The sequence below is a fragment of the Bradyrhizobium sp. AT1 genome (genome assembly GCF_001590795.1).
In the GTDB taxonomy this organism is placed as follows: domain Bacteria; phylum Pseudomonadota; class Alphaproteobacteria; order Rhizobiales; family Xanthobacteraceae; genus Bradyrhizobium.
This window is the reverse complement of the sequence record NZ_JXDL01000001.1, coordinates 40,889-66,773: the sequence shown is the minus strand read 5'-3', so window position 1 is coordinate 66,773 and position 25,885 is coordinate 40,889. Positions and strand designations below refer to the sequence as shown.

The following is a 25,885-nucleotide window of genomic DNA, read 5'->3' as shown; positions in this document are numbered from 1 at the left end:
ATCTCGACGGTGGGACTCCCCCCAGAGGAGAGAGCCCACACCCGGCGCTACGCGCCGACCTCTCCCGCAAGCGGGAGAGGTTGAGCTCGCGGCGGCGTTCGTTTCAACCAACAACCGCTCGGCGTAGTCAGCGGCTATTTATCTACACACTCGGGATCAATGATGTCTTCTGCTTCCACCTCCGCCGTCCCGCAAGACGAGGCCAAGCGGGTCGTGTTCGACGATCCGCATGGCGCCGCCGGCAACATGCAGGAGGCGGAAGTCACGCGCGTGCGCACACTTCGCGGCGCCTGGCGCTGGACGCTGATTGCGGCGACCGCCGCGACCATCCTGCTCTGCATCAACCAGCAATTCTCGCTGCGCTTCTTCATCGGCTACACCCAGCTCAACACCGAATATTTCTATCTCCTGATCGCCTTGATGCTGCCCTTCACCTTCCTGATCTTCCCAGGCACGGAGCGCGCACCGCTCGATCGGATTCCCTGGTACGATCTGTTGCTCTTCGTCGCGACCTTTGCCGCGGCGCTGCTGCTGATGTCGAGCGTGCGCAAGGCGGCCGAGGCCGGCTGGGAATTCGGCGGCGCGCCGAACAACGTCATCGCCGCGGGTCTCGTGATGTGGGTGATGCTGATGGAGGCGCTGCGCCGCACCGGCGGCTGGAGCCTGCTCTTGAGCGTGCTTCCCTTCACCGTTTATCCGCTGTTTGCCGAGGCCGGCTGGCTCGGGCCGTTTCGCGGCACGCAATCGACACTGGAGCAAGCGACTGCCTATCACGTGCTGTCGGGCGAAAGCCTGCTCGGCATTCCCATCCAGGCCTTCGCCGACACCGTGATCGGCTTCCTGGTGTTCGGCACCGCGCTGATGATGACCGGCGCCGGAAAGTTCTTCATCAACCTCGCCTTCGCGCTGTGCGGCACTTTCCGCGGCGGCGCGGCCAAGGTCTGCATCTTCGCCAGCGGCCTGCTCGGCATGATGTCGGGCTCGATCATCTCCAACGTGCTGACCGCCGGCACCATGACCATCCCGGTCATGAAGAAGAGCGGCTTTCGCGCCTCCTACGCGGCCGCAATCGAAGCCTGCGCCTCGACCGGCGCGGTGCTGGCGCCGCCGGTGATGGGCGCCACCGCCTTCGTGATCGCTCAATTCCTCAATGTGAGCTACGCCGACGTCGCACTCGCCGCGATCATTCCGGCCGTGCTCTACTACATCGGCCTGTTCATGCAGGTCGATTCCTACGCCGCGCGCCATGGGCTCAAGGGCATTCCGCGCGCCGAGCTGCCGCGGATCATGGATACGATCAAGGACGGCTGGTACTACGTCTTCGTCATCGCCTTGCTGATCGTGATGCTGCTCTACTTCAAGCGCGAGAGCCACGCGCCGTTCTATGCCACCGCGCTGCTGCTCGTTCTCAACCAGTTCTTCTCCAAGGACACGCGCTGGACGCCCGCGACCATCGGAAAATTCCTCGAGGTCAACGGCCGCACCTTCGTCGAGCTCGTCGGCATCCTCGCCGGCTGTGGCCTCCTGATCGGGGCGTTCTCGATGACCGGCGTGGTATCGAGCCTTGCCAATGACCTGCTGCACATCGCCGGCGACAACCCCTTCCTGCTGCTCGCCATGTGCGCGCTCACCAGCCTCATCCTCGGCCTGGGGTTGACGACGACAGCCTGCTACATCTTCCTCGCCATCCTGGTCGCGCCCGCGCTGGAGAAGCTCGGGCTGAACAAGATGGCGGTGCACATGTTCATCTTCTATTGGGGCATGCTGTCGTCGATCACCCCGCCGGTCGCGATCGCCTCCTTCGCCGCGGCCGGCATCGCAGGCTCTCCGGCGATGAAAACGGGGTGGGAATCGATGTGGGTCGGCAGCATCATCTATTTCATCCCGTTCTTCTTCGTGCTCAATCCGGCGCTGGTCCTGCAAGGGCCGAGCCCGTATCTGGCCGGCCTCGGCCTGATGGGACTTGCCGCGTTCGGCACGCTCTTCATCTGCGGGGGCATCCAGGGCTACCAGGTCTTCGTCGGCAATCTGCGTGGCCTGGGTGCGCTGGAATGGCCGATCCGCGTGCTGCTGGTGATCGGCGGCTTCGTGGTGGCGACACCGGGCGGCGGGATCATGCCGCTGTCGCAGCTGCAGGTGACGCTGCTCGGTCTTGGGATCCTCCTGCCGACGGTTCTGATCGCGCTTCTGCTGATCCGACGCCAGCCGGTGATGCCGGACGGGTTGCGCGTCCCCTGATTGCGTTGCACAAGAGAGGCGATGACACCCCTCTCGCCTCTCACCGCCGCCTGGACCCGATCGAAGCCGCCCTTGCTGCGGTTTCTGGACAATTGCATCAACGAATTCTCGGCGGAAACCTCAGGTCACGTCGCCGATTACATCCCCGAGCTGAGCAAGGCGGACCCTGCCTATTTTGGCATCAGCCTCGCGACCCTCGACGGCCATGTCTATGAAGTCGGCGACTCCAGGGTGCCCTTCACCATCCAGTCGATGTCGAAACCGTTCGTGTTCGCGTTGGCGCTGGACCTGCTGGGCGCAGGCAAGGTCGAAAGCGCGATCGGCGTCGAGCCCTCCGGCGATCCCTTCAACTCGATCCGGCTCAATTCCGAAAACCATCCGTTCAACCCGATGGTCAATGCCGGCGCCATCGCCTGCACCGGACTGATCTACGACAGCAAGGGCGCGGAGGCCTTCGAGCAGATCCGGCTTGCGCTCAGCCGCTTTGCCGGTCGCGATCTCGCTTTGGATGAGGCCGTCTACGCCTCCGAAAGCCAGACCGGCGACCGCAACCGCGCCATCGGCTACCTGCTCAAGACCAACGCGGTGATCTCCGACAATGTTGCCGCCGTGCTCGACGTCTATTTCCGGCAATGTGCGGTGCTGGTCACCGCGCGCGACATCGCGGTGATGGCGGCAACGCTGGCCAATCGCGGCGTCAATCCGGTCACCGGCGAGCAGGTGCTGACGCCTTACGCGATCTCGCGCACGCTCTCGGTGATGACCTCGTCCGGCATGTACGATTATGCCGGCGAATGGATCTACCGGATCGGCATCCCCGCCAAGAGCGGCGTCGGCGGCGGCATCCTGGCCGCGCTCCCTGCCCGGCTCGGCCTCGGCAGCTATTCGCCGAAGCTCGACAAGCACGGCAACAGCGTGCGCGGCATCAAGGTCTGCGAGGCGCTGTCCTCGCATTACGACCTGCACATGCTCAACCGCAGCGACGATGCCCGCAATGCCGTCATCGCCGACTACGATATCGGCAAGAGCCCGTCGCGCCGCGTGCGCCGGCCGCAAGAGCGCGAGATCCTGACCGCACATGAGCAGGAGGTGCGAGTCATCGAGCTGGTCGGCACGCTGTCGCTGTCGGCCGTCGACTACGTCTCGCGGCGGCTCGCGGGACGACCGCGACCGCAGATCGTCGTGTTCGACCTGCACCGCGTGACTTCGACCACGCGTGCCGGTGCGCGGCTCGTCGCCGAAGCGTTCGAGGAGCTTGCCGCACTGAATGTCACGGTGGTGCTGTCCGGCGTCAGCCGCGCCTCGAAGGAATGGGACTCTTTGCGGGAATGGACCGCCGAGCTGAAGAACGTCCGCGACTTCTATTTGCTCGACACCGCGATCGAATGGGCCGAAGACCAGATCGTCTACCGCTATGGCGGCTCGATCGACTTCCACGAGACCACCGAACTCGGCGAGCAGCCGCTGCTATCGGGCATGACCGAGGACGAGCTGACCGATCTCGCCTCGATCTGCACGATCCGAACCTTTCAAGCCGGCGCAAAGATCATCACTACCGGCGATCCCGCCTCCTCGCTGTTCTTCCTGCGCAGCGGGGCGGTGCATGTCACGCTGCCCGACGGCGTCAGGCTGGCAACGCTGACCGCCGGCATGGCGTTCGGAGAGATGGCGCTGCTGGAGACGACGCGCTCGGCCGACGTGTTCGCGGACATGGCGGCGACCGCATTTGAAGTCCCGCTGAAGGAGTTCGAACGATTCCGCAAGCAGCACCCGCGCGCCAGCGAGCGCGTCATGCGCAACCTCGCGCAGCTCCTGGCTGACCGCCTGATCGTCGCCAATGCGAGAGTGGATATTCTGACATCGACGTGAGCGGCTCTTTACCTCTCCCGAGGGAGAGGTAAACACCCTCGACCCGCCTACCGTGTCAGCGGCTCGCGGCCTCGCCGAGCCGCCGCTTGATCTTCGCCGCGCTCTTCTCCAGCAGCTCGGACGGCTTCTGGCCGGTCGCGGCGCAAAGGCAGGCCCAGTAGTAGACGACATCGCCGAGCTCATCGACGAGGCCGGCCTTGTCGAGCCAGTCATCGCGCAGCAGCTTCTTGATGTGATCGGCCACCTCGCCGGATTCACCGGCGAGACCAAGGCCGAGATAGGACAGACGCTCGTTGGACGGATGCTCATCGACTTTCGCAACGCCAGCGGCCCAGACCGCATATTCATCGATCGTCATGAGCATCCCTCGCAAGCCAAGCCCTGGATCAGCCCACCACTTCCGTGACCGGCTGGAGGTCGATCTCGAATGTCTCCAGGAATTTTGACGTCATGATGTAGAAGCCGACCGAGAGCTGCAGCTCGACCAGCGCGGCCGGCGTCAGCTTCGACGCGATCGCCTTGAAGGTCGCGTCCGTCGGCTTCTTCAGCTTCACGATCTCGTCGGTAAAGGCGAGCGCTGCGCGCTGCACCTCGTCGAAGCATGTCGCCGCCTGCCAGTTCTCGAGCGCCTCGTTCTGCGCGTCGGTGACGCCGACATTCTTGCCGATCCGCTTGTGCGCGACGATCTCGTACGGCGCTTCGCACAGGATGCCGGTGCGGGTGATCGCGAGTTCGCGGACAACAGGATCGAGCTCGCCCTTGTGGCGGATGGCGCCGCCGAGACGGCAGTACTGCTCGAAATAGCTCGGCGAGTGCGCCATCATGCGGAAGATGTTGGCGTTGCGGTTCTTGTCGAGAATTTCGCGAGTGCGGTCGGATGCCTTGGACGGGTCGCTGTAGTTGATGCGGGCCATGATTTTCCTGAAGTTTTCCCTGAGTTTTTGATGCTTTTTGTCGTCGTCCGCGCAAGTTCCCACAGACTCTATTCGCGCGACGACGCAGGAGCAACATTATCGAGTCAAATTGCCGCCGCATTGCTGATCGACCCTGAGACAGTCGATATTCGCCGCGTGGGGACACATTGCGGTGAGTACTCGAGAAGTGGGGTGTTCCGAGTAAAACAATTGGCCGTCGGGTGCGCTAGCCGCACAACGATGAGTCACGCCCAAGTCTAGGGAGAAAAGGCATGAAGGAAGCCACCAAGGGGGCGGCCTCGGGAGCGCTCGCGCATATGCTGGCGGTGACGGCCATGCTCGTCATCGCCAGCATCTTGTTCTACGGGCGCTGAGTTGGAGTTTTGAAGCTTTCGTCATTCCGGGGTGGCCCTCGCACAGGCCAGGCCCAGAATACCCGTTCCAGGCTCGGTCCAACGACCGCCCCCGAATGACGAATCCCTCCTCTGCCCAGTAGCCCGGATGGAGCGAAGCGCAATCCGGGAAAGTCCAACAGCGAAGTGAGAACCCCGGATTACGCTTCGCTCCATCCGGGCTACGGCAATCCCAATCTCACTATTTCTGTTTGGCGAAGAAGGGCACGAGCTTGCCGGCAAACGGCTTGAAGCCCGCGATGACCGAATCGCCGATCGCGAGACCGTCCTCGCCATGCGCCATCATGCGAAAGCCCTCGGCGCAATCGACCAGAACGATGTTGTAGGGCACGTGCGCCCGCGCCTCCGGCGTGGCGGCGCGGCAGACCAGCGAGGTGGCGTACACCGTGCCCTTGCCGCTGGCGCGCTGCTCGCGTGGATTCGAGTCGCCGCACGCCGCGCAGAAGGCGCGGTGGAAATACTGAACATGCCCGCATCCGCTGCAGGTCTGAAAGATGACGGCCTGTTCGCCCATGGTCCAGCCGGCCAGACGTTCGCTCATGCTACGCGCTCCAGGAACATGCTGACATGGGACGACAGCACGCCGCCATCGCCATGCAGCAGCGCGATCGAGGCATCGCGCACCTGGCGGGTCGATGCCCGCCCCGTCATCTGCAAATGTGCCTCGACCAGATGCGCCATGGCGCCGCCGACGCCGCAATGGCCGTAGCTGAGCAGGCCGCCATGGGTGTTCAGCGGCATCGCACCGTCGCGGCCGAAATGACCTGATCGCACACGGGCCGCCGCCTCACCGCGACCGGCAAGGCCAAGATCTTCGAGCAGCATCGCGAGCGTGATCGTAAAACTGTCGTAGATCGCGGCGTAGCGCACATCGGAGATCGCAATGCCGGTGGCCTCCTTCGCGCGCGCGATAGAGATTTCTGCGCCGAGCTCGCTGAGTGCGGGCGCTGCCGTGACATGCTGATGGGTGTGCGCCTGGGCGCAGCCGCGGATGCGCACGCCCGCCTCGCCGGTCCGCTCGCGGCTGATGACGAAGGCTGCACCGCCGTCGGACACCGGGCAGCAATCGAGCAATTTCAGCGGCATCGCCACGGGCTTCGAGGCCATGACATCAGCGACCGTGATGCGATCGTGGAATTGCGCGCCGGGATGAGTGCAGGCGTGGGCGCGCATCAGCACGGCGAACTCGGCGAGATCTTGTTCAGTGACGCCGTACTCGTGCATGTACCTGCTGGCGACGAGGCCGTAATAGGCGGGAATGGTCGGCCCCAGCGGCACCTCGTAGTCGGGATGGCCGACCTGCGCCAGGGCCTGGATCGAGGCATCGCGGCTCTGCCCGGTGAGGCGGTTCTCGCCGGCGACGACGAGAACGTTGCGGCAGACTTTGGCTTCGACGAGATGATGGGCGAGCATCGTCATCGCAAGGCCGGTGGCGCCGCCGACCTGGACGGCGTGGGCGTAGGACGGGCGGATGCCAAAGTGCTCGGCGAAGACGGTGGCGAGCATGATGTGGGGCGAGACGGTGGAATAGCCGCAGAGAATGCCGTCGATCTCACTCCGCTTCAGGCCCGCATCGTCGAGCGCGGCTTGCGCCGCCTTGCTCATCAGGTCGAGCGAGGACGAGCCGTCGTGCTTGCCGAACGAGGTGAGGCCGACGCCGGTGATGAAGCTCATGTTCTCTCCTCCGGCGGCGCGCGCGTGACACCATCGCGGACCATGGCGGCGATCTCGTCGGCGGAATAGCCGATCTCACCAAGAATCTCCGCGCCGTGTTCGTTGAGCCGCGGCGCCAGACGCACCGGCTCGGCCTCGGTTTCCGACCAGCTCGCCGTTACCTTCATGCTGCGGATCGGGCCTTCCGTCGGATGCGTCACCACGGGGAAGAAGCCGGTCGCCTCCAGATGCGGATCGTGCAGGATCGAGCCGAGGTCGTGCATCGGCATCACGGGCACGTCGGCCTTGGTCAGCAGGTCGATCCATTCGGCCGTGCTCCGCGTCTCGAAGATGCGCGCGAGCTCGGCATAGACGACATCGATGTTGGCGGCGCGCCCCGCAAAGGTCGCGAATTTCGGATCGGCGCGGAGGTCGTCGCGGCCCGTCGCCTTGAAGAAATTCTCCCACTGCTTGTCGTTGTAGACGATGACGCTGAGATAGCCGTCCGAAGTCTTGTAGGGCCTGCGGTCGCGCGAGAGATGGCGGGCATAGCCGCCCTTGTCGAGCGGCGGCTCGTAGGTGAGCCCGCCCATATGATCGCCCATGACGAAGCCGGCCATGGTCTCGAACATCGGAACGTCGACGCGCTGGCCGCGGCCGGTGCGGTCCCGGTGCACCAGGCTGGCGCAGATCGCGCCGACCGCGGTGAGGCCGACGATGCGATCGACCAGCGCATTCGGCACGTAGCGCGGCACGCCGTCGCCGGTCTGAGCCATCAAAGCCGGCAGCGCGGTGGCGCCCTGGATCAGATCGTCATAGGCGGGCTTTGCGGCATAAGGCCCGTCCTGGCCGAAGCCGAACACGCCGGCATAGACGAGACGCGGGTTGATGGCGGACACGACGTCATAGCCGAGCTGAAGCCGCGCCATCGCCTGCGGGCGGACGTTGTAGACCAATACGTCGGCGTCCTTCAGCAGCCGCAGCACGGCCTCGCGGCCGGCAGGCTTCTTCAGGTCGAGGCAGATCGAGCGCTTGCTGCGGTTGGTGTTGAGGAACACCGGGCCCATGCCGGCGTGACGCATCGGGCCGATCAGGCGGGTGACGTCGCCGTCGAGCGACTCCACCTTGATGACGTCAGCCCCGTAATCGCCGAGCATCTGGGTCGCATAGGGCCCCATCAGCACGGTGGTCATATCGACGACCTTGATGCCCTTCAGCGGCCCCATCGTTCGCTCCCGATTGCGCGGGGCTCTGGAGGCGGCCCGGCGATTTCGGCCAGCTAAAGGCAGCGAGGCCGCGCGCACAAGGGCGGCCGGCGTATGGCCGCATGCGCCGCGCGGCGATAGCGGCCGCTATTTCTTCTGGCGGGATTCGCGGATCTTGAGCAGCCGATCGAGTTCTTCGTTCTGCTGGCTGATCCGGTCGGCGATACGCGACTCGTTCTGCTCGCCAGAGGCGGCCGCGGCCTGCTCGATCAGCTGGCGGATATTGTCCTCGAGGATCGCGATGCGATCGTTGAGTGCGTCCATCGACAGCGAGTCTTCGTAGTCAGTGCTCATGTTGCATTCCCTGCAAATCAATCAGGAGCATTAAGGCGGCCCGAGGCAGGCCCACCATGATCTAACGCAAGGGTCGGAGGGTGGATTAGCCGCAGGCGTCGTCCACCACCCCCGTGTCCGCGGAGACAAAGAGGTGGGTTACGCCTGCGGCTAACCCACCCTACGCACCGACAAGCCTTACTTCAGCGGCTCCAGCACGGAGACGTAGTTCGCGACCGCGGCACCGCCCATGTTGAAGATGCCGCCGAGCTTGGCATTCTTCAGCTGCATGCCTTCGGGCGCCTGGCCTGCGAGCTGCATCGCGGTCATCACGTGCATGGAGACGCCGGTGGCGCCGATCGGATGGCCCTTGGCCTTCAGGCCGCCGGACGGATTGACCGGCAGCTTGCCGTCCTTCAGCGTCCAGCCCTCCTTGATGGCGCGGGCGCCCTGCCCCCGCGGCGTCAGGCCCATCGCTTCGTACTCGATCAGCTCGGCCACCGTGAAGCAGTCATGGGTCTCGACGAAGGAGAGATCGCCCAGCGTCACACCGGCCTGCTCCAGCGCGCGCTGCCAGGCAACGGTGCAGCCCTCGAACTGCAGGATGTCGCGCTTGGACATCGGCAGGAAGTCCTGGGCATGCGCGGTGGCGCGGAAGCCGATCGACTTGCCCATGGTCTTGGCGGTCTCGGCATCGGCCAGCACCAGCGCCGCGGCGCCGTCGGAGACCAGTGAGCAATCGGTGCGCTTCAGGGGACCGGCGACGTAAGGGTTCTTCTCGCTCTCGGCGCGGCAGAAGTCGAAGCCAAAGTCCTTGCGCATCTGGGCGAAGGGATTGGCGACGCCGTTCTTGTGGTTCTTGGCCGCGATCAGCGCCAGCGCGTCGGACTGGTCGCCGTATTTCTGGAAGTAGGAGCTGGCGATCTTGCCGAACACGCCGGCAAAGCCGCCGACGGTGTCGCCGTCCTCGGGCAGATAGGAGGCCTTGAGCAGGTTCTTGCCGATCTCCGCGCTGGGGGTACGGGTCATCTGCTCGACGCCGACGACGAGCACGATCTTGGCTGCGCCTGCGGCGATCGCGCGCAGGCCCTGATGCACGGCGGCAGAACCGGTCGCGCAGGCGTTCTCGACGCGGGTGGCCGGCTTGAAGCGCAGCTTCGGGTCGGCCTGGAGCACCAGCGAGGCGGTAAAATCCTGCGCCGAGAAGCCGGCGTTGAAATGGCCGAGCACGATCTCGTCGACATCGCCGGCCGAAATGCCGGCATCGGCCATCGCCTCGTTGGCGACGCGGGTGACGAGGCTTTCGACGGTCTCGGTGTCGAACTTGCCGAACGGCGTATGCGCCCATCCGACGATGCTGGCGGTCATGGTCATCTCTCCCTGGGATCTCGTCCTGAGCTAAGTCTTAGCGCAGGGACGGCAAGACTTCACGCGGGTTTAAGCGCCCCAAGGGTGCGCTGGCAGATGGCAGTTATGCCGGCCCAGTTCCCGGCCCGGATCTCCGCCGTCGGGCACAGCCAGGAACCGCCGACCGCGACCACATTGGGCTCGGCCAGCCACGTCGCGGCATTGGCCTCGCCGATCCCGCCGGTCGGGCAGAACCGGACGTTCGGAAACGGACCGCCGAGCGAGCGCAGGCCCTTGATGCCGCCGGCCTGCTCGGCCGGGAAGAATTTTGCGACGTCGAAGCCATGCGAGAGCGCCATCATCAGCTCGGATGCCGTGGCGATTCCCGGCGCGAAAGGCAGGGAGCTGTGGGCGGCGGCCTTGAGGAGATCCGGGGTCAGGCCCGGGCTGATCCCGAAGGCGACGCCGAGCTTCTCGACCCGGGTGAAGTCGGCCGGATTGAGGATGGTGCCGATGCCGATCACGGCCTCGGGCACCTCGGCCATCATCGCTCTCGCCGCCTCGATCGCCACGGGGGTGCGCAGCGTCACCTCCAGCGTGCGGACGCCACCGGCGACCAGCGCACGCGCCAGCGGCACGGCGTCCTGGATGCGCTCGATGGTGAGGACGGGAATGACGGTCGCGGCCTTGAACAGCGCGACGAGATGGTTCTGTTGGGCAGCCGTGGGCATAGGATCTCGATTTCGCTTGGTCGGGTTACTTGGTGGCCTGGCGAGAGGCTGCCGGCCGGTGCCGCTTCTTCGGCGGCATGGCATAGCCCGGAATGATGGCGCCGGCATAGCAGATCACGACGCTGGCGAGGCGATGCCCGGCCTGGGCGGCCTCGACCGGATCGGAACCTGAGAGTCGGGCCGCGATATAGGCTGCGGCAAAGCTGTCTCCGGCCGCCGTGGTGTCGACGACCGGGTTGGTCATGGGCTCGGCACGGACCTCGTGGGTCGCCCCGGGGAAGCGCAACAGACTGACCGGCTCGGCGAGGCGGAACACCAGCTCCGGGGTCGGAATGCGCGCCATCAGCTGGTCGTTGCTCTCGCCGGGATAGAGCGCCAGCAGATCCTCGGTCGAGGTGAGCACGATGTCGGCGGCGGCAAAGGCCGCGGCAAAGACCTCGCGGGCGACGTCGCGGTCCGGCCATCCCCGCGCGCGAAAATTGGTGTCGAACACGAAGCGGGTGCCGAGCAGGCGCGCGCGCTTGATCGCCGCGAACAGGCGGTCGCGGCCGGCGGAATCGTAGATCGAGAGCGTGATCGCGGAGAGATAGACGATGTCGTAGCTCATCAGCGAGTTGAGCAGCTCGTCGGTCTCCGGCAGGCTCATCAGCTGCCGCGCCGCCGCGCTGTCGCGCCAGTGGAAGAACTGGCGCTCGCCCTTCGCATCCGTCTGGATCATGTAGAGGCCGGGCAGCTTGCCCGCGAGCCGCACGACACGCCGCGTGCCGACGTTCTCCGCGTTCCAGGCGGCGATCATCTCATCGCTGAGGGCATCGTCGCCGAGCGCGGTGAGATAGTCGACCTTGACCTCGAGGCGCGCCAGATAGACGGCGGTGTTGAGGGTGTCACCGCCGAAGCCGCGTGAGTAAAGTCCGCCACCCTGCCCGGCAGACGCACCGCTTTGCGCCTGCCTGAGCTCGACCATGCATTCGCCGATGCAAGCAACGCTCGCCATCTCGGGTACCCGCTCTGCCGGAGATCAGGCGACGAAATTGCCGCCGAGCTCGTCTTCGATGTGAATGCGGATGATGTCGTCGAAGGTCTTCTCGGCCGTGGTGAAGCCGAGCTCGAGCGACCGCTTTGCGTTGAAATTGCGCGGCCAGCCGCCGACGATGCCGACGATGAAGGGATCGGGCTCGCGCTTGATGCGCGCGGCGACCTTGTCACCCGCCACGCGCTTCAGGGCGGCGATCTGCTCGCCGACCGTCGCCGACAGGCCCGGCATGGTCAGATTGCGGCGCGGGCCGACCTTTTCGAGGTCCATGGTGCCGGCGTGCAGCAGGAAGCCGACCGCCGAGCGCGGCGTGGCGTGCCAGTGGCGGACGTCCTCGGACACGGGAAGAACCGCTTCCTTGCCGGCCAGTGGCTCGCGCAGGATGTTGGAGAAGAAGCCGGAGGCCGCCTTGTTGGGCAGGCCGGGCCGGATGCAGATGGTCGGCAGGCGGATGCCGATGCCGTCGAGGAAGCCCCGGCGCGAATAGTCGGCCAGCAGGAGTTCGCCGATCGCCTTCTGGGTGCCGTAGCTGAGCAGCGGGGTGTGGAAGAACTCATCGCCAATCGCATCCGGGAACGGCGCGCCGAACACCGCGATCGAGGACGTGAACACCACGCGCGGCTTGTAGCCGCCGCCGACGAGCCTGACAGCGTCGAGCAGCATCCGGGTGCCGTCGAGATTGATGCGGTAGCCCTTGTCGAAATCGAGCTCGGCTTCGCCCGAGACGATCGCGGCGAGATGGAAGATCACGTCGGGGCGGCCGGCGATCAGCTTCTCGGCCGCGCCGGGGACCGCGAAATCACCCGAGACGGTCTCGACGGGGAAACCGGCCTTTTCCGGCCTCTTCGGCTCGACCACGTCATGCATGGTCAGTTTCGTGATGTCGCTCTTGCCGAGCCGGCCGTCACGGAGCAGCCGTTCACAGAGTTTGCGGCCGACCATGCCGGCGGCGCCCAGAACCAGAATGTGCAAGAGCTCAACTCCTTCTTATTGGCCGGAACGCGCCGCTCCTGACGCGCCCTCGGCAAGCGCTGCGATCATTCCTTCACGGCGCCGGTCATCGCGGACACATAATGCTCCACGAAGAAGGCGTAAAGGATGACGAGCGGCAGAGAGCCGGCCAGGGCCCCCGCCATCAGCGAACCCCAGCGATAGATGTCACCATCCACGAACTCGTTGACGATCGCCACCGGCACCGTCTTGTTGCTGGTCGACTGCAGGAACGTCAACGCGTAGATGAACTCGTTCCAGCACAACGTGAAGCAGAAGATGAAGGCCGAGATCAGGCCGGGGATCGCGAGCGGCAGGACGATCTTGGTCAGGATCTGCCAGCGGCTCGCCCCGTCGATCAGCGCGCATTCCTCGAGCTCGAACGGGATGGTCTTGAAATAGCCCATCAGGAGCCAGGTCGAGAACGGGATCAGGATGGTCGGATAGGTCAGGATCAAGGCCAGCGGCGAGTCGAACAGGCCGTACTGGAACACGACGGTGGCGAGGGGAATGAACAGGATCGACGGCGGCACGAGATAGGCAAGGAAGATCAGCCCGCCGACGAGATTGGCGCCCTTGTAGCGCAAGCGCACGATGGCGTAGGCCGCCAGCACCGACGCGACGATCGAAAGGATCGTGGCGCAGATCGCCACGTACATCGTGTTCCAGAGCCAGTGCGGATAGTAGCTCTCGAACAGCAGCTTGTGGAAATGCTTGAAGGTCGGATTCCAGGTCCAGAACGGATTGAACCTGTCGAGATCGAGCAATTGGTCGTCCGGCTTCACCGAGGTCAGCGCCATCCAGTAGAACGGGAACAGCAGGACCACGACGATGATGGTGAGCGGCAGGTACAGCGTCACAAGCCGGCGCGGTACCGACTGCAGATAGCTCATGCCCTCGCTGTTATCGACGCGCGCGGGCGACGACAGGACGGCCTTGAGATCCACCTTCGCGGCAGGAAGATCGGTCATTGGTCTCTCCCTGTTGCCATTTGCGGCAGCGCGCGCGGGGCTTGCCCCGTTCGCGCAAAAGAAACGGAAACAGTGCGGGGATCAGTCATTGTTCTCCCCCTGTTGCCACTTGCGACGCTGCAGGCCGAACCAGGACACCATGATCGCCGCGAGCAGGAACGGGATCATGGCGCTCGAGATCGCCGCGCCCTCGCCGAGCTGCCCGGCGATGATCGCGCGCTGGTAGGACAGCGTCGCCATCAGATGGGTGGCGTTGACGGGGCCGCCGCGCGTCATCGCCCAGATCAGCTGGAAGTCGGTGAAGGTGAACAGCACCGAGAAGGTCATCACGACGGCGATGATCGGCGTCAGCAGCGGATAGGTGATGAACCGGAAGTTCTGCCAGCGCGTGGCGCCGTCCAGCGTTGCGGCTTCATAGAGCGACGGCGACACCGTCTGCAGGCCTGCGAGCAGCGTGATTGCCACGAACGGCACGCCGCGCCAGATATTGGCGAAGATCACGCAGATCCGCGCCCAGGTCGTGTCGCCGAGGAAGTTGATGTTTTGATTGATCAAACCGAGATGCTTCAGCGACCAGGAGATGATCGAGAATTGCGAGTCGAAGATCCACCAGAACGCCAGCGCCGAGAGCACCGTCGGCACGATGAAGGGGATCAGCACCATCGCGCGCAGCATCGCCTTGAACGGCATGTTCTCGTTCAGCAGCAGCGCGAGATAGAGCCCGACCGCGAATTTGATCGCGCTGGCGACGGTGGTGTAGAGTAGCGTGTTGAACACCGACAGCCAGAAGATGGAATCGTCCCACAGCCATTCGTAATTCTCGGTGCCGACGAATTGCCCGACCCTGCCGATGCGGGTGTCGGTGAAGGACAGCCAGATGCCGAGCCCCAGCGGATAGGCCAGGAAAAAGATCAGGAAGGCCATGGCCGGCACCATGAACCAGAAGCCGAGCCAGTTGCGATTGTGTTTGAGCCGGGTCCAGACGTTGTCCTCGCTCATCTGAGGCTTGGCCCGGGGAATTGCGACATCAGCCATGCCCGATATCCCTGATCGAAATGTTGACGAGCGGGCGGCCGGTCGGCCGCCCGCTCCGTGACACTCAGCGATAGATGCGCTTCAGCTGGCGCTCGGCTTCCGCCATCGCGCCCTTCGCATCCTTGGTGCCGGTGCAGTAGTTGGCGAACATGTCGACGACGATGAAGTCGGCGATGGCCGTTGCCGCCTTCTCGCCGACGTGACCGATGCCGGCCGCCGGCAGCGTGCGCTTGGAGGCTTGCGAGAACACCTCGTTCTTGGGATCGGCCTTCCAGATCGGCGCCGACTCATAGGCGTTCAGGGTCTGCGTCAGATAGCCCTGCGCGCCGTCCAGCCACTTCTCGTAGTTCTCCTTCTCCAGCATGAAAGCGACGAAGGCCTTCGCCGCGTTCGGATATTTGGTGAAGTTGAAGGCGAGGATCGGCAGCGCGAGCTGCAGCTCGGTCGGCTTGCCGACCGGTCCGACCGGCCAGAGCGCGTGATAGGTGTCCTCGGCGAGCTCCTTCTTGCTCGCATCGGTCTTGGCGGCGACGTAGATCGAGATGCCGTTCGCCGTGCAGTAGAGCTCGCCGGCCAGGAACGCCTTGTTGTTGGAGGAATCGTTCCAGGACGCCGTGCCCGGGATGAAGGCGTCGTAGAGCGCCTTGCAATATTCCAGCGCCTTCGCCGTCTCCGGCGAATTGATGATGATCTTGTCGTTCTGGTCGACCGTGTAGGCGCCGTGACCCCACAGCACCCAATGCAGCCACGAATTGCCGTCGCCCGAGGCATGCCCGAGCGCGAAGCCGGCCGGCGTGTTGTTCTTCTTCAGTGCCTTGCACATCTCGAGGAAGCCGGGGAAGTCCTTCGGGAATTCCTTGAAGCCCGCCTTCTCGAGCGCCGATTTGCGGTACGTCATGTAACCGCCGTTGGTCGCGACGGGAATGCCGAGCCAGTCATTGCCCTGCATGCAGGTCTTGGCGGCCGCATCGGTCCAGCCGCCGTATTTCTTGCCGAGATAATCGGCGACGTCATTCATCTTCAGCACTTTGGTGGGAAACAGCTGCGGCAGCGTGTGCAGGCCCCAGGCGAGATCGAGTCCGGAGCCGGTGTTGGCCGCAACCGAGGCCTTCGGCTGCACGTCCTCGAAGGATTCGCTGAACACGTTCATCTCGGTGCCGGTGGCAGCCTTGAACGCCGCGACCATCGCGTTGAACGCATCGTCTTCCGCCGGCACGAAGCGCTTCCAGCGCATCACGGTCAGCTTGGCGCCGGGCTCCGCCTTCCAGGGCGAGCTCTGCGCCCAGGCCTTGGCGAAATCGAACAGTGCCGGCCCGGTGAGCATGCCGGTTGCAGCCAGTGCCGTTCCGCCCTGAAGCAGAGTCCGGCGGGTAAAGTCGTGCATGGTGTCCTCCCTGTGATGCTTTTTTATTGGTATGACTTAAAGCTACGCTACGCGTTCAGGCGTTTTCCCGTCGCGTCGTCGAACAAATGCACCAGCGACGGATCGGGCTTCAGCCGGACCTTGTCGCCCGGGTTGAACTGGTGGCGTTCGCGGAAGACCGCGACGACCTGCTCGCCGCCGATCTTGGCGAACACCTGCGTCTCCGAGCCGGTCGGCTCGACCACGACGATCTCGGCTTCCGCGCCATCATCGGCAATGGTGAAATGCTCGGGGCGCACGCCATAGACCGCGGGACGGCCGTCGGACGCCGCGGGCGCGGTCTTGAGCGGCAGCTTGACGCCGTTGGGGCCTTCGAAGGTCGCAACGCCGTTGACGCGCACATGGCCCTTCAGGAAGTTCATCGCGGGCGAGCCGATGAAGCCGGCGACGAACTGGTTGTCGGGCTTGTCGTAGAGCTCGAGCGGCGTGCCCATCTGCTCGACGATGCCGTCATGCATGACGACGATCTTGTCGGCCATGGTCATGGCTTCGATCTGGTCGTGGGTGACGTAGACGGTCGTCGTCTTCAGCCGCTGGTGCAGCTCCTTGATCTCGGTGCGCATGGCAACGCGCAGCTTGGCGTCGAGGTTGGACAACGGCTCGTCGAACAGGAAGACCTGGGGATCGCGCACGATGGCGCGGCCCATCGCGACGCGCTGGCGCTGACCGCCGGAGAGCTGGCGCGGATAGCGATCGAGCAGCGGCCCCAGCGCGAGGATCTCGGCGGCGCGCTTGACGCGCTTGTTGATCTCGTCGGCGCCGGCATTGCGCAGCTTGAGCGAGAAGCCCATGTTGTCGGCGACCGTCATGTGCGGATAGAGCGCGTAGTTCTGGAACACCATCGCAATGTCCCGCTCCTTGGGCTGGACATTGTTGACGACGCGGTCGCCGATCGAGATCGTGCCGGAGGTGATGTTCTCGAGACCGGCGAGCATGCGCAGAAGCGTCGACTTGCCGCAGCCGGAGGGGCCAACCAGGACGACAAACTGGCCATCCTCGATCGGTACAGTCACGCCGTGCAGGACTTCAAAATTGCCGAACGATTTCCGCACGTCGCGGATTTGCACAGACGACATCTAGCTCCCTCCTCGAAAGTCCACGACGCTCTTAGCGCCGCGACCGTCTTGTTTTTTCAGACTTCGCCGAACGAAGCCCGACCTTAGCAGGCAACATTGTCGGCAGTTTGTGCGGTTTTGGCAATTTGTCTTTGGTTAGTCGTTGCTGGTAGCGCTGTCAACGTTCCTTTGTTTGCGGGACTGACTGTGTTAAGAGCAGCAAATGGGTCGAAAACGCACCAAGTCAGGCAAAATCCGGCTGGCCGAAGTCGCCGAGCTTGCCGGCGTCAGCCCGATCACGGCGTCCCGCTTCTTTCGTAATCCGGAGGCTCTGTCGGTCGCCAAGCGAACGCGGGTCGAGAGCGCGGCCAAGGAGCTCGGCTATGTCCCGAACCTTGCGGCACGCGCGCTGGCTTCGCAACGCACCGAGGTCATCGGTGTGTTGATCCCCTCTCTGACCAACAACGTGTTCTCGGACGTGCTGCGCGGCATCTACGACGCGTCTGAAGGCAACCGCTATTCGATCCAATTGTCCAACACACGCTACAGCATTCTCCAGGAGGAGAAGCTGCTGCGCCTGTTTCTCGCGCAGAAGCCGGCCGGGCTGATCGTCACCGGCATCGACCAGACCACGGAATCGCGCGCGATGCTGGAGGCCGCCGACTGCCCGATCGTGCAGATCATGGAGATCGGTCCCGATCCGGTCGACATGATGATCGGCTTTTCGCACTATGATGCAGCCCGTGCAGCGGTTGCGCACCTGTTCGAACAGGGACACCGCAGAATCGGTTTCGTCGGCGCGCGCATGGATCCCAGGGTGCAGCGGCGGCTGGACGGATATGTCTCCGCCATGAAGGACGCCGGCCTGTTCGAGCAGCGTCTCGTCGTCACCACGGCGACACCGACCTCGGTGACGCTCGGCGGCGCCCTGTTCTCGGATCTGCTGGCGCGCGAGCCCGACCTCGACGCGGTATTCTGCGCCAATGACGACCTTGCGCTCGGCGTTCTCTTCGAATGCCGGCGCCGCGAGATCGCGGTCCCCGACCAGATCGCCATCGTCGGCTTCAACGACCTCGAATTCATGGCGTCCGCCGTCCCCACCCTCACCAGCGTGCGCACCAACCGCTACGAGATGGGCAATACGGCCGCCACCATGCTGATCGAGGCGATCGACGGACGGCGGCCGGAGCAGCCGGTGCTCGATCTCGGCTTCAAGGTCATCGAGCGGCAAAGCTCCTCGCCGCGCCATTCGGAGAGCAGACCAGCCGCTTCAGGCGCGGGGGCGGCGAACAAAATGGTAGCGTTACCAAGTGGCCATGACTAGTATCGCATTTGTGAGGAAACGACCCGCCAGCGGGCCAGCGATCCGTCATTCGCGCCGTTAGGCATCGCACAAGCCGACACGCAAGGACGGACGCCAGTGCGTTTGCATTGCAGGAGAAGCCAATGACAAAAAAACCAACCAATGGGCATGCGCCCGCCGGCAACGGCGCGCGACGCCACCTTCGCTCGCAGGAATGGTTCAACAACCCGCACAATCCGGGCATGACCGCGCTCTATATGGAGCGCTACCTCAATTACGGCCTGACCCGCGCCGAGTTGCAGTCCGGCAAGCCGATCATCGGCATCGCCCAGACCGGTAACGACCTCTCGCCCTGCAACCGCCACCATATCGAGCTTGCCCATCGCGTCCGCGAGGGCATCCGCGAGGCCGGCGGGATTGCGATGGAATTCCCGACTCACCCCATTCAGGAGACCGGCAAGCGCCCGACCGCCGCGCTCGACCGCAACCTCGCCTATCTCGGCCTCGTCGAGATTCTCTACGGCTACCCGCTCGACGGCGTCGTGCTCACCACCGGCTGCGACAAGACCACGCCGGCCTGCATGATGGCGGCTGCGACCGTGAACCTGCCCGCGATCGTGCTGTCGGGCGGTCCGATGCTGAACGGCTGGCATGCCGGCGAGCGCACCGGCTCCGGCACCATCGTCTGGAAGTCTCGGGAGCGGCTCGCCGCCGGCGAGATCGACTATGAAGAGTTCATGGAGATCGTGGCCTCCTCCGCGCCGTCGGTCGGCCATTGCAACACCATGGGCACCGCTTCGACCATGAACGGCCTTGCCGAAGCGCTCGGCTTCTCGCTGCCGGGCTGCGCGGCGATCCCCGCGCCCTATCGCGAGCGCGGCCAGATCGCCTACGAGACAGGCAAGCGCGCCGTCGAGATGGTGTGGGAAGACCTCAAGCCATCGGACATCCTGACCCGCAAGGCGTTCGAGAACTGCATCGTGATCAATTCGGCGATCGGCGGCTCCACCAACGCGCCGATCCATATCAATGCGCTCGCCCGCCATATCGGCGTCGAGCTCACGATCGAGGACTGGCAGAAGGTCGGCCACGACGTGCCGCTGCTGGTCAACATGCAGCCGGCCGGCTTCTATCTCGGCGAGGAATTCCACCGTGCCGGCGGCGTGCCGGCCGTGGTGCGCGAGCTGATGAAGCACAAGCGCATCCATGAGGACGCAGTCACCGTCAACGGCCGCGGCATCGGCGAGAACTGCAAGGACGCGCCGAAGCCCGACAAAGACGTGATCTGGGCCTACGACAAGCCGCTGGTGAAGGACGCCGGCTTCCTGGTGCTGAAGGGCAATTTGTTCGATTCCGCGATCATGAAGACCTCGGTCATCTCCAAGGAATTCCGCGACCGCTATCTCAGCAATCCGAAGGACCCCAACGCCTTCGAGGGCCGCGCCATCGTGTTCGAGGGGCCGGAGGACTATCACGAGCGGATCGACGATCCCGCGCTCGACATCGACGAGCGCTGCGTGCTGTTCATCCGCGGCACCGGTCCGATCGGCTATCCCGGCGGCGCCGAGGTCGTGAACATGCAGCCGCCGGCGGCGCTGATCAAACGCGGCATCCTGTCCCTGCCCTGCATCGGCGACGGCCGCCAGTCGGGCACATCCGGATCGCCCTCGATCCTCAATGCCTCGCCGGAAGCTGCCGCCAACGGCGGCCTCGCGATCCTGAAAACCGGCGACAAGGTGCGCGTCGACCTCAACAAGGGCAGCGCCAACATCCTGATCTCGGACGAGGAGCTGAAGAAGCGTCACGCCGAGCTGAAGGCCAATGGCGGCTTCAAGCACCCCGAGAACCAGACGCCGTGGCAGGAGATCTATCGCAACACCGTCGGCCAGCAATCGACCGGCGCCTGCATGGAGCTCGCCACGCGCTACCAGAACGTCGCGGGCACATTTGGCGTGGCGCGGGATAATCACTGACAACGTCTGTCATTCCGGGGCGCGACGCAGTCGCGAGCCCGGAATCCATCGAACCTCATAACACGCTGCACAATGGATTCCGGGCTCGCGCCAAGAGGCGCGCCCCGGAATGACGAACCCACAAGGAGAAAAACAACATGGCAAACCGCCTCAAGGGCAAACGCGCCGTCGTCACGGCTGCAGCGGCCGGCATCGGCCGCGCCTGCGCCATCGCATTCGCGCGTGAAGGCGCAACTGTCATCGCCACCGACATCAACGAGGCCGGCATCGCCTCTCTGAGCAAGGAAGGCATCGCCGAGGTCGCCAAGCTCGACGTCCGCAACACCGCCGACGTCAACGCGTTCGCAAAACGCATCGGCAAGATCGACATCCTGCTCAACGCGGCCGGCTTCGTGCACCACGGCACCATCCTGGAATGCTCGGAAGAGGATTTCGACTTCTCGTTCGACCTCAACGTCAAGTCGATGCACCGGACCATCAAGGCGTTCCTGCCCGACATGATCGCGGGCGGCGGCGGCAGCATCGTCAACATCTCGTCCTGCGCGGCGCTTCGGCCGCCGGCCAACCGTTACGTCTACAGCTCGTCGAAGGCCGCGGTGTCGCTGCTGTCGCGTGCGGTCGCGCTCGACTTCATCACCAAGGGCATCCGCTGCAACTCGATCTGCCCCGGCACCGTCGAGACGCCCTCGATGCTCGACCGCGCCGCCGCGCAAGGCCCGCAAGGCAAGGAGATGTTCATCTCCCGCCAGAAGATGGGCCGGCTCGGCACCGCCGAGGAAATCGCCAACATGGCGGTCTATCTCGGCAGCGACGAGAGCGCCTTCACCACCGGCGTCGACCTCGTCGTCGACGGCGGCTACATGCTCTGAAACCGGGACAGCGGGCATGAACAAGATCGACCTCAACGGCCGCATCGCCGTCGTCACCGGCGGCGCGCAGGGCTTTGGCCGCGCCATCACCGAGCGCTTCGTCGCCTCCGGCGCCAAGGTCGCGATCTGGGATTTCGATGCGGCTCTGGCTGAGAAGACCGCAAAGGAGATCGGCGACAGCGTCCGCGTGTTCAAGGTCGACGTCACCGACACCGCAGGCGTCGAGCAGGCCCGCGATGCGACGCTGGCGGCGTTCGGCAAGATCGACATCCTCGTCAACAATGCCGGCATCGCCGGAATCAACAAGCCGGTCTGGGAGACGGACCTCGATGAATGGCGCAAGGTGCTGCGCATCAACCTCGACGGGCCCTTCATCGTCTGCAAGGCCATCGTGCCTGTGATGCTCGAGCAGAAATACGGGCGCATCGTCAACATCGCCTCGATCGCCGGCAAGGAAGGCAATCCGAACGCTTCGCATTATTCGGCGTCCAAGGCCGGCCTGATTGCGCTGACGAAATCGCTCGGCAAGGAGCTCGCCGCCCACGACATCCTCGTCAACGCGGTGACGCCGGCGGCGGCGAAGACCGCGATCTTCGACCAGATGACACAGCAGCATATCGACTTCATGCTGTCTAAGATCCCGAAGGGGCGCTTCGTGCTGGTCGAAGAGCTCGCCGCGATGGTGAGCTGGCTCGCATCCGAAGACTGCGCGTTCTCGACCGGCGCGGTGTTCGACATCTCGGGCGGTCGCGCAACCTATTGAGGACAGCATGATCCGGGAAGGTGGATGCCTGTGCGGCGCGGTGCGGTTCAAGGCGGAGGGCGAGCCGCTCAACGTTCGCGTCTGCCATTGCCGCACCTGCCAGAAGGCGATGGGCTCGCCCTTCTTCGCCCGCGCGCAGTTCGACCAGCGCGCGCTGACCGTCGAGGGTGACACCGCCCGCTACGCGTCCTCCGAGAACATCGACCGCGTGTTCTGCAAGCACTGCGGCACGCGGCTGTTCGCCTGGCGGCGCAATGGCACGCTCGCAGGCGTGTCCCTCTCGGTCTTCGACGATCGCAACGCCTTCGCGCCGACCGAGCACATCTGGGTCTCGGAAAAGCCGGCCTGGCTGAAGCTCGACGACGGCCTCGTGCAATATCAGGGGACGATCCCGGCCTGACATCCTGCGACGGGCGGTCACGGCGCGCTGGGCCCGCCAATTGGCATTTCGCGACCGGCCATCCTATGTTGAGCCGAAGCGTTGCTGCACCGCCGGTTGGCTGGGACGGCTGCAAGGCCGCAGGCAAACCAGGACGGACGAGCCGTGAACATTTCGCTTTATGATCTCTCGGTGTGGGTGCTCCCCCTCGTGCTCGCGATCACCTTCCACGAGGCCGCGCACGCTTTCGTCGCGGACCGGCTCGGGGACAACACGGCTGCGCAGCTCGGCCGGGTCAGCTTCAACCCCATCAGGCACATCGATCCGTTCGGCACGCTGATCCTGCCGGCGATGCTGCTGTTCGCGCAATCGCCGTTCCTGTTCGGCTACGCCAAGCCGGTGCCGGTGAATTTCCGCAAGCTCAACAACCCCAGGCTCGGCATGGTCTGGGTGGCGCTGGCCGGGCCCGCCACCAATATCCTGCTGGCGCTGGCCGCGGCCCTCGCCTTCCATGCGCTGCCTTTGGTCCCTGCCAGCGCGGCGAAATGGGTGGCCGACAACCTCAAGAATGCGCTGATCATCAACGCCATCCTGGCCGTCTTCAACATGATGCCGATTCCGCCGCTCGACGGCGGGCGCGTCGCGGTCGGGCTGTTGCCCCGGCCCCTCGCCTCGGCGCTGGCCCGGCTCGAGCCGTTCGGGATGCTGATCCTGATCGCGCTCCTGATCCTGCTACCGCTTGCAGGTTCCAGGTTCGGTCTAAATCTTGATGTTATTTCAGCAATACTGCGAACGTTGACCGGTTATGTGATTCAGGCTGTTCTCTTCCTGACCGGCAATGCGTAGTTGAACAGCGCCACCGAACACAAGCCGAAGGGCCAGAGGCCGACTTGGTCAAAGCTGCCGATATGCTGATCGCGCGACGCGCGGACACCCGCGCCCGCGCCGATTTTGCCACCTGGAAAATGATGGCCAAGCTCAACGGATCGTCCGCGCTGCCGCCGGAGGCGCAGGAGTTCCTGGCGAGCTACCAGAACCTGCTGGCGCAGATGAGCGAGGGTGACGCCACCGAGGCGACCATCGGCGCGATCTACAAGGCCTATTATGCCGAGATGGGCGGGGCAGGAACGCCGCCCGACGTCCGCCCGCGCGCGGCCGAGCCGGCAGCGGACAATGTTACCGCCTTCCGCCGCCCGGCGCCGAAGCCGAAGACCACCAGCTTTTTCGGGGGTGGCACGGCCGCCGGTGCCCAGAAACGGCCGCTGCCGGTGGCGCTGATCTTCGCCTGTTTGGTCGTGGTCTATGTCGGCATCCGGCTCTACTGGCGCTGAGCCGTCTTCTTCTTTTTCTTCTCGTCCCGCGGCTTGAACTTGATCTCGACGGTGCGTTCGAACCGGTCCTCGGTCAGCTCGGTCGGCGGTATCGGGAAAGGATCGGATTTGTGGACCATGGCGATCGCGGCGGCATCGTAGGCCGCGTCTCCGGAGGATTCCACGACATCGACCGAAACCACGTTCCCTCGCCGGTTGAGGGCAAAGCTCACCTTTGCGGTCTGGTCCTTGGGCTCCTTGCCCTCCGGATTGACCTTGTGCGCAGCCAGATGCGCGCTGACCTTGCGGTTCCAATCGGCCGTTAGCTTCAGCAGGTCCTTGCCGATGCCGAGCACCGGCGCCATGGCTTTCTCGCCCTCGCGCGTTGCGTCTTCGAAAGTCTGCCGATCCGCCGCAACCGATTTCTGGGATGCCTCCATGGCCGGCGTTTCGATCGCGGCGACCTTCGGATCGTCGTCCTGCTCCTTCTTCGGCTTGTTTTCGGTGACGATACGATCGGCATCCTCGACCTGTTGCGGCCGATCCTGAGGAAGGTCCGTCTCCTTCGTCTCGGTCTTTTGCTCAGGCAGTGCCGGGCGCTCTTCCGACTCGTCCGATTCCGACGGCGCGACGGGCAGATTGGACTCTTGAACCGGCGGCGACGTCATCTCCACCGCGAACTCCGCGCCGGCTGCGCCAAGACCATCGCCGTCATCATCGGCGCGCAGATGCGCCAGCGCGAGAGCGGCCCCGCCCAGATGAAGCCCGAGCGCCGCCACCGCGGCCAGGATCCAGAGCTTCCGGGATGGTCTGAGTTCGTCCGACATAGCGGGCCTTCTCAAGGCTGAGCGGCGCCTGCCGCAGGCGCGCCCGGAGCGCCTTCCAGCGCCACCAGTTTCACTCGCGTATAGCCGCCTGAACGCAAGAGCTCCATGATGCCCATCAACTCCCCATACGGTACCGACTTGTCGGCGCGCAGGAAGATGTATTTGTCCTTGCTCATATCCGACAGGCCGTCGAGCGTCCCGATCAACTCGGCCCGGTGGACCGGGTTTTCTCCGATCGCGAGCGTCAGATCGGGCTTGATGCTGAGATAGGTCGGCTTGTCCGGCTTCTTCTGCGGCGTCGCGCTGGACGTCGGCAGGTCGATCGGCAGATCGACCGTGGAGAGCGGAGCTGCGACCATGAAGATGATCAGCAGCACCAGGATGACGTCGATGAACGGCGTGACGTTGATGTCATGCGTTTCCGAGAAATCGTCGTCGTCGTCGTTGTCTGTGAGCGAGACGGCCATGGTTCACTCCGCAGCGCGCGAATGCACGCTGCCGTGGCTGCGGTCGAGATCACGCGAGAGCAGCCGCGCCGCGGCGCCCGAGGCGCGGCTGACGAGCTCGAGATAGCCCTTCGTCACGCGTGAGAAGTGGTTGTAGATGATGACGGCGGGGATCGCGGCGACGAGACCGATCGCGGTGGCGAGCAGCGCCTCGGCGATGCCGGGCGCGACCACGGCGAGGTTCGTGGTCTGCGACTTCGAGATGCCGATGAAGCTGTTCATGATGCCCCAGACCGTGCCGAACAGGCCGACGAAGGGCGAGGTCGAGCCGATGGTCGCGAGCACGCCCATGCCGATGCGGATGCGCCGCGCCTCGGCGCGCACGATCTCGGAAAAGCTGGAGGCCGCGCGCTCCTTGATGCCGGCATCGCTGGACAGGCCGGCCGACATCCGCGCCTCGCGCAGGGCCGCCGCCAGGAAGGACGGCAGAATCCCCTCCTTGGCTCCGAGCGCCATCTGCGCTTCGGCGAGCGAGCGCGTCTCCGAAATCTTCTTCAACGCCGAACGAAGCTTGGCGGAGGCGACCGACAGTTCGATCGATTTGGCGATGAAGACGGTCCAGGTCATCAGCGATGCGAAGGCGAGCCCGATCATCACCGCCTTCACGATGACGTCCGCCGACATGAACATCACCCAGGGCGACAATTCCTTCATCGCCGGCGCTACGGCGGCCGCCCCGTCGGGCTTCGCGGTCGTCGACACGGCGGTCGCCGCCGGAGCGGTCGCCGTGGAAGCCGAAGGCGCC

General features: G+C 64.8%; 26 protein-coding genes. 9 read left to right on the top strand and 17 right to left on the bottom strand.

Going from position 1 to position 25,885, the window contains the following annotated elements:
* The first annotated feature begins 162 nt into the window (after window positions 1-162).
* Both SE92_RS00310 and glsA read left to right on the top strand, forming a co-directional pair.
* On the top strand, window positions 163-2,238 hold the full coding sequence (locus tag SE92_RS00310) for a TRAP transporter permease (RefSeq protein ID WP_063203262.1): 2,076 nt from the start codon (window positions 163-165) through the stop codon (window positions 2,236-2,238).
* Between the two features lie 21 nt (window positions 2,239-2,259).
* Window positions 2,260-4,107, top strand: a complete 1,848-nt coding sequence (gene glsA / locus SE92_RS00305) for a glutaminase A (RefSeq protein WP_063193952.1) — start codon at window positions 2,260-2,262, stop codon at window positions 4,105-4,107.
* 55 nt (window positions 4,108-4,162) lie between these two features.
* Here the strand turns inward: glsA and SE92_RS00300 are convergent, their stop codons facing one another.
* The 14 genes from SE92_RS00300 to SE92_RS00235 form a co-directional block, all read right to left on the bottom strand.
* Window positions 4,163-4,465: a nucleoside triphosphate pyrophosphohydrolase family protein gene (locus SE92_RS00300; RefSeq protein ID WP_063203261.1), complete on the bottom strand. Its 303-nt coding sequence runs from the start codon at window positions 4,463-4,465 to the stop codon at window positions 4,163-4,165.
* Window positions 4,466-4,493: 28 nt separating this feature from the next.
* Window positions 4,494-5,021, bottom strand: coding sequence for a carboxymuconolactone decarboxylase family protein (locus SE92_RS00295; RefSeq protein ID WP_063193951.1), 528 nt, complete (start codon window positions 5,019-5,021; stop codon window positions 4,494-4,496).
* A 594-nt stretch (window positions 5,022-5,615) separates the two neighbouring features.
* On the bottom strand, window positions 5,616-5,975 hold the full coding sequence (locus SE92_RS00290; protein WP_063193950.1) for a Zn-ribbon domain-containing OB-fold protein: 360 nt from the start codon (window positions 5,973-5,975) through the stop codon (window positions 5,616-5,618).
* A complete protein-coding gene (locus SE92_RS00285) occupies window positions 5,972-7,108 on the bottom strand; it encodes a thiolase family protein (protein ID WP_063193949.1) in 1,137 nt (378 codons plus the stop codon). Before SE92_RS00285 ends, SE92_RS00290 begins: the two co-directional genes overlap by 4 nt.
* A complete protein-coding gene (locus SE92_RS00280; RefSeq protein ID WP_063193948.1) occupies window positions 7,105-8,313 on the bottom strand; it encodes a CaiB/BaiF CoA transferase family protein in 1,209 nt (402 codons plus the stop codon). The genes SE92_RS00285 and SE92_RS00280 overlap by 4 nt, the downstream gene beginning before the upstream one ends.
* Before the next feature lie 126 nt (window positions 8,314-8,439).
* Entirely contained in the window at window positions 8,440-8,646 is a 207-nt protein-coding gene (locus SE92_RS00275) for a hypothetical protein (RefSeq protein WP_035674530.1), read from the bottom strand.
* Between the two features lie 177 nt (window positions 8,647-8,823).
* Window positions 8,824-9,993, bottom strand: a complete 1,170-nt coding sequence (locus SE92_RS00270; RefSeq protein WP_063203260.1) for an acetyl-CoA acetyltransferase — start codon at window positions 9,991-9,993, stop codon at window positions 8,824-8,826.
* A 59-nt stretch (window positions 9,994-10,052) separates the two neighbouring features.
* The gene (gene eda, locus SE92_RS00265; RefSeq protein ID WP_063193947.1) at window positions 10,053-10,703 is read right to left on the bottom strand and encodes a bifunctional 4-hydroxy-2-oxoglutarate aldolase/2-dehydro-3-deoxy-phosphogluconate aldolase; all 651 of its coding nucleotides are present in this window, start codon (window positions 10,701-10,703) and stop codon (window positions 10,053-10,055) included.
* Between the two features lie 25 nt (window positions 10,704-10,728).
* Window positions 10,729-11,697 carry a sugar kinase gene (locus tag SE92_RS00260; RefSeq protein WP_063193946.1) on the bottom strand — a complete coding sequence of 323 codons (969 nt, stop codon included), beginning with the start codon at window positions 11,695-11,697 and terminating at the stop codon, window positions 10,729-10,731.
* A gap of 24 nt (window positions 11,698-11,721) precedes the next feature.
* On the bottom strand, window positions 11,722-12,708 hold the full coding sequence (gene denD, locus SE92_RS00255; RefSeq protein ID WP_063193945.1) for a D-erythronate dehydrogenase: 987 nt from the start codon (window positions 12,706-12,708) through the stop codon (window positions 11,722-11,724).
* A 65-nt stretch (window positions 12,709-12,773) separates the two neighbouring features.
* A complete protein-coding gene (locus SE92_RS00250) occupies window positions 12,774-13,697 on the bottom strand; it encodes a carbohydrate ABC transporter permease (protein ID WP_063193944.1) in 924 nt (307 codons plus the stop codon).
* An 81-nt stretch (window positions 13,698-13,778) separates the two neighbouring features.
* Entirely contained in the window at window positions 13,779-14,732 is a 954-nt protein-coding gene (locus SE92_RS00245; protein ID WP_063193943.1) for a carbohydrate ABC transporter permease, read from the bottom strand.
* A gap of 64 nt (window positions 14,733-14,796) precedes the next feature.
* A complete protein-coding gene (locus SE92_RS00240; RefSeq protein WP_063193942.1) occupies window positions 14,797-16,116 on the bottom strand; it encodes an ABC transporter substrate-binding protein in 1,320 nt (439 codons plus the stop codon).
* Window positions 16,117-16,163: 47 nt separating this feature from the next.
* Window positions 16,164-17,231: an ABC transporter ATP-binding protein gene (locus SE92_RS00235; RefSeq protein ID WP_063193941.1), complete on the bottom strand. Its 1,068-nt coding sequence runs from the start codon at window positions 17,229-17,231 to the stop codon at window positions 16,164-16,166.
* Window positions 17,232-17,433: 202 nt separating this feature from the next.
* Here SE92_RS00235 and gntR point away from each other — a divergent pair, with 202 nt between their 5' ends.
* The 7 genes from gntR to SE92_RS00200 all read left to right on the top strand — a co-directional run bounded on the left by gntR (window position 17,434) and on the right by SE92_RS00200 (window position 23,828).
* Window positions 17,434-18,534: an HTH-type transcriptional regulator GntR gene (gene gntR / locus SE92_RS00230; protein WP_063193940.1), complete on the top strand. Its 1,101-nt coding sequence runs from the start codon at window positions 17,434-17,436 to the stop codon at window positions 18,532-18,534.
* A 122-nt stretch (window positions 18,535-18,656) separates the two neighbouring features.
* Window positions 18,657-20,486: an IlvD/Edd family dehydratase gene (locus tag SE92_RS00225; RefSeq protein ID WP_063193939.1), complete on the top strand. Its 1,830-nt coding sequence runs from the start codon at window positions 18,657-18,659 to the stop codon at window positions 20,484-20,486.
* Between the two features lie 137 nt (window positions 20,487-20,623).
* Entirely contained in the window at window positions 20,624-21,355 is a 732-nt protein-coding gene (locus SE92_RS00220) for an SDR family oxidoreductase (RefSeq protein ID WP_063193938.1), read from the top strand.
* Window positions 21,356-21,371: 16 nt separating this feature from the next.
* Window positions 21,372-22,118 (top strand): SDR family NAD(P)-dependent oxidoreductase, encoded by a 747-nt coding sequence (locus tag SE92_RS00215; protein WP_063193937.1) that lies wholly within the window; start codon window positions 21,372-21,374, stop codon window positions 22,116-22,118.
* A gap of 7 nt (window positions 22,119-22,125) precedes the next feature.
* Window positions 22,126-22,518, top strand: a complete 393-nt coding sequence (locus SE92_RS00210) for a GFA family protein (RefSeq protein WP_063193936.1) — start codon at window positions 22,126-22,128, stop codon at window positions 22,516-22,518.
* A gap of 144 nt (window positions 22,519-22,662) precedes the next feature.
* Entirely contained in the window at window positions 22,663-23,343 is a 681-nt protein-coding gene (locus SE92_RS00205) for a site-2 protease family protein (RefSeq protein ID WP_063193935.1), read from the top strand.
* Window positions 23,344-23,405: 62 nt separating this feature from the next.
* Entirely contained in the window at window positions 23,406-23,828 is a 423-nt protein-coding gene (locus SE92_RS00200; protein ID WP_063193934.1) for a hypothetical protein, read from the top strand.
* Here SE92_RS00200 and SE92_RS00195 read toward each other — a convergent pair.
* From SE92_RS00195 to exbB, 3 genes are all read right to left on the bottom strand, one after another.
* Window positions 23,816-24,634 carry a TonB family protein gene (locus tag SE92_RS00195; RefSeq protein WP_063193933.1) on the bottom strand — a complete coding sequence of 273 codons (819 nt, stop codon included), beginning with the start codon at window positions 24,632-24,634 and terminating at the stop codon, window positions 23,816-23,818. The two genes, SE92_RS00200 and SE92_RS00195, sit on opposite strands and share 13 nt — an antisense overlap.
* A gap of 11 nt (window positions 24,635-24,645) precedes the next feature.
* Complete coding sequence (gene exbD, locus SE92_RS00190; RefSeq protein ID WP_063193932.1) at window positions 24,646-25,101, bottom strand: TonB system transport protein ExbD; 456 nt, start codon at window positions 25,099-25,101, stop codon at window positions 24,646-24,648.
* A 3-nt stretch (window positions 25,102-25,104) separates the two neighbouring features.
* A partial coding sequence (gene exbB / locus SE92_RS00185; protein WP_063921195.1) for a tonB-system energizer ExbB occupies window positions 25,105-25,885 on the bottom strand: 781 nt, incomplete at its 5' end.

Bases quoted from the DNA above. Each gene is read 5' to 3' on its own strand.
- SE92_RS00270 (WP_063203260.1), bottom strand. From the start codon at position 9,993: ATGACCGCCAGCATCGTCGGATGGGCGCATACGCCGTTCGGCAAGTTC.
- exbD (WP_063193932.1), bottom strand. From the start codon at position 25,101: ATGGCCGTCTCGCTCACAGACAACGACGACGACGACGATTTCTCGGAA.
- gntR (WP_063193940.1), top strand. From the start codon at position 17,434: ATGGGTCGAAAACGCACCAAGTCAGGCAAAATCCGGCTGGCCGAAGTC.
- SE92_RS00310 (WP_063203262.1), top strand. From the start codon at position 163: ATGTCTTCTGCTTCCACCTCCGCCGTCCCGCAAGACGAGGCCAAGCGG.
- SE92_RS00210 (WP_063193936.1), top strand. From the start codon at position 22,126: ATGATCCGGGAAGGTGGATGCCTGTGCGGCGCGGTGCGGTTCAAGGCG.
- SE92_RS00235 (WP_063193941.1), bottom strand. From the start codon at position 17,231: ATGTCGTCTGTGCAAATCCGCGACGTGCGGAAATCGTTCGGCAATTTT.
- eda (WP_063193947.1), bottom strand. From the start codon at position 10,703: ATGCCCACGGCTGCCCAACAGAACCATCTCGTCGCGCTGTTCAAGGCC.
- SE92_RS00250 (WP_063193944.1), bottom strand. From the start codon at position 13,697: ATGACCGATCTTCCTGCCGCGAAGGTGGATCTCAAGGCCGTCCTGTCG.
- SE92_RS00240 (WP_063193942.1), bottom strand. From the start codon at position 16,116: ATGCACGACTTTACCCGCCGGACTCTGCTTCAGGGCGGAACGGCACTG.
- SE92_RS00300 (WP_063203261.1), bottom strand. From the start codon at position 4,465: ATGACGATCGATGAATATGCGGTCTGGGCCGCTGGCGTTGCGAAAGTC.
- SE92_RS00275 (WP_035674530.1), bottom strand. From the start codon at position 8,646: ATGAGCACTGACTACGAAGACTCGCTGTCGATGGACGCACTCAACGAT.
- SE92_RS00290 (WP_063193950.1), bottom strand. From the start codon at position 5,975: ATGAGCGAACGTCTGGCCGGCTGGACCATGGGCGAACAGGCCGTCATC.
- SE92_RS00225 (WP_063193939.1), top strand. From the start codon at position 18,657: ATGACAAAAAAACCAACCAATGGGCATGCGCCCGCCGGCAACGGCGCG.
- SE92_RS00220 (WP_063193938.1), top strand. From the start codon at position 20,624: ATGGCAAACCGCCTCAAGGGCAAACGCGCCGTCGTCACGGCTGCAGCG.
- SE92_RS00215 (WP_063193937.1), top strand. From the start codon at position 21,372: ATGAACAAGATCGACCTCAACGGCCGCATCGCCGTCGTCACCGGCGGC.
- SE92_RS00245 (WP_063193943.1), bottom strand. From the start codon at position 14,732: ATGGCTGATGTCGCAATTCCCCGGGCCAAGCCTCAGATGAGCGAGGAC.
- SE92_RS00200 (WP_063193934.1), top strand. From the start codon at position 23,406: ATGCTGATCGCGCGACGCGCGGACACCCGCGCCCGCGCCGATTTTGCC.
- SE92_RS00280 (WP_063193948.1), bottom strand. From the start codon at position 8,313: ATGGGGCCGCTGAAGGGCATCAAGGTCGTCGATATGACCACCGTGCTG.
- glsA (WP_063193952.1), top strand. From the start codon at position 2,260: ATGACACCCCTCTCGCCTCTCACCGCCGCCTGGACCCGATCGAAGCCG.
- SE92_RS00195 (WP_063193933.1), bottom strand. From the start codon at position 24,634: ATGTCGGACGAACTCAGACCATCCCGGAAGCTCTGGATCCTGGCCGCG.
- SE92_RS00285 (WP_063193949.1), bottom strand. From the start codon at position 7,108: ATGAGCTTCATCACCGGCGTCGGCCTCACCTCGTTCGGCAAGCACGAC.
- SE92_RS00260 (WP_063193946.1), bottom strand. From the start codon at position 11,697: ATGGCGAGCGTTGCTTGCATCGGCGAATGCATGGTCGAGCTCAGGCAG.
- SE92_RS00295 (WP_063193951.1), bottom strand. From the start codon at position 5,021: ATGGCCCGCATCAACTACAGCGACCCGTCCAAGGCATCCGACCGCACT.